Genomic DNA, 2,080 nt, shown 5'->3' with positions numbered 1-2,080 from the left:
TGCGACCGATGTGCTCAGATGGGCCGTGTTCTTTCGGAGTATGGTAAACGAGATGAAAGGGATTGAATATTTTACCAAGTTCCTGCTCAAACGCTGGGTGGCGTTCGCCCACGATCTGGTGTGGGTCCCGATTGCACTTGTGTTGGCTTTCTGGATTCGAGCGAACCTGGGGGCTATTCCACCGCTGCACTGGGAGGTCGTCTACGGTTTTCTGCTGATCGCTATCCCCGTCCAGGCGGTCGCGTTCTACTTCTTTGGCCTCTATCGGGGCATCTGGCGTTTCGCGTCGATCCCGGATCTGATCCGGATCCTCCAGGCCGTCTGGATCGGGGCGGCTGTGAGTTTTCTGCTCCTGTTCTTTGCCGACCGACTCGTTGGCATGCCCCGGTCCGTCATCCTTTTGTACCCGCTGTTTCTGACCTTGGGTCTTACTGCGCCGCGGCTGCTGTATCGCTGGGTGAAGGATCACCGCTTGGGCCTGAAGGCCAGCGCGGGCCGCCGGACACTGGTGATCGGCGCGGGACGGGCTGGGGATATGCTGGTCCGGGACCTGGTGAAGAATGAAAGTTACGTGCCTGCGGGCATTCTGGACGACGATCCGGGCAAGCAGGGTCGCGCGTTGCACGGGATTCGTATTCTCGGCGGGTTGTCCGATTTGGAACGGTTCGTGGAGAAGCTGCGCATCGAGGTAGTGCTTGTCGCCATTCCGACGGCAGGGCCGAGGGTCATGCGTCGGATCGTGGAGGCCTGTGCACATCTGAAGGTTGAATGCGTCACCTTGCCGTCCATGATGGAACTGGCGGATGGTCAGGTGAGTGTCTCAAGGCTTCGTCGTGTGCGTCTGGAGGACTTGTTGGGTCGGGCCGTTGTCAGGCTGGACGACGCGAGGGTGTGCGAACTGCTGGCCGGCAAGCGGGTTCTGGTGACGGGGGCCGGCGGGTCCATCGGCTCCGAGCTGGTTCGTCAGGTGGCCGGATATGCACCGGCCCATGTGGTGCTTCTGGACCAGGGAGAGTTCAATCTGTACAGCATTGAACGGGAGATGGCGGAGCGCGATGCTGTTCCGCCCTACACGGCGGTGCTCGCAGATGTGCGTGATGACGCGCGGATGCGGGAAATCTTTGAGGTGCACAGGCCGGATATTGTCCTGCATGCCGCGGCCTACAAGCACGTGCCCCTGGTGGAAGACAATCCGGACGAGGGAATCCGGACCAACGTATTCGGCACGCGCGTGGTTGCGGATCTGGCGGGCGAGTACGGAGTTGAGCGTTTTGTGCTCGTGTCCACCGACAAGGCCGTCAACCCCACCAACGTGATGGGCGCCACCAAGCGAGTGGCGGAGCTCTATTGCCAGGGGCTCAACGCGGTGTCCGAGACCGCCTTCATCACGACGCGTTTCGGAAATGTGCTGGGATCCGCCGGTTCGGTTGTGCCGTTGTTCCGGGAGCAGATCGAGCGTGGGGGACCGGTCACCGTGACCCACCCGGAGATCACGCGCTTCTTCATGACGATCCCCGAGGCGGTGAGTCTGATCCTGCAGGCAACGGCGATGGGCGAGGGCGGGGAGATTTTCGTCCTCGACATGGGGGAGCCGGTACGGATCGTCGATCTGGCCCGGGAGATGATTCGGCTGTCCGGCCTGGAGCCGGAGAAGGATGTCGAGATACGGTTCGTGGGACTGAGGCCGGGGGAGAAGCTTCATGAGGAACTGTTCCATGGCCAGGAGAGCCTCGTGGGGACCACGCATCCGAAGATCCTCAGGGCGGCTGCGCGAAACGTGGCGCTGGGAGATCTCGTCAGGGAGCTGACGGAACTGGAGTCGAAACTCGGGTCGGAAGGGCAGGCTGGCGTCGTCAAGGTGCTCAGGGAGATCGTGCCGGAGTTCACCGTGGCGCCGGTGGAGGTGGGCAAGGTGCCCGCACAGGAGACTGCGAAGGCGTTGCATTGAGATGGGTTGTGCGGGTGGTTTGGGCGTCAGCTGACAGTGGACTTGTGGTGAACCCCTCCGCGGGAACGACCTAATCGGTTTTGCGTCTTCGCATGAGGTGGGGGATCGGAGAAGCTAGGAGCCTGTCGGACT

1 protein-coding gene is annotated in these 2,080 nt (G+C 61.9%); it reads left to right on the top strand.

Translation table 11 applies throughout. From position 1 onward, the window contains the following. The first annotated feature begins 52 nt into the window (after nt 1–52). Nucleotides 53–1,948 carry a polysaccharide biosynthesis protein gene (locus B1C78_RS13795; RefSeq protein WP_077279755.1) on the top strand — a complete coding sequence of 632 codons (1,896 nt, stop codon included), beginning with the start codon at nt 53–55 and terminating at the stop codon, nt 1,946–1,948. The last annotated feature ends 132 nt before the right edge of the window (nt 1,949–2,080 follow it).

Origin of the sequence: Thioalkalivibrio denitrificans, from assembly GCF_002000365.1 — a bacterium.
Taxonomy (GTDB): domain Bacteria; phylum Pseudomonadota; class Gammaproteobacteria; order Ectothiorhodospirales; family Ectothiorhodospiraceae; genus Thioalkalivibrio_A; species Thioalkalivibrio_A denitrificans.
Note: the sequence above shows the minus strand (reverse complement) of the source record. Positions and strands in the feature narration are given on the sequence as shown.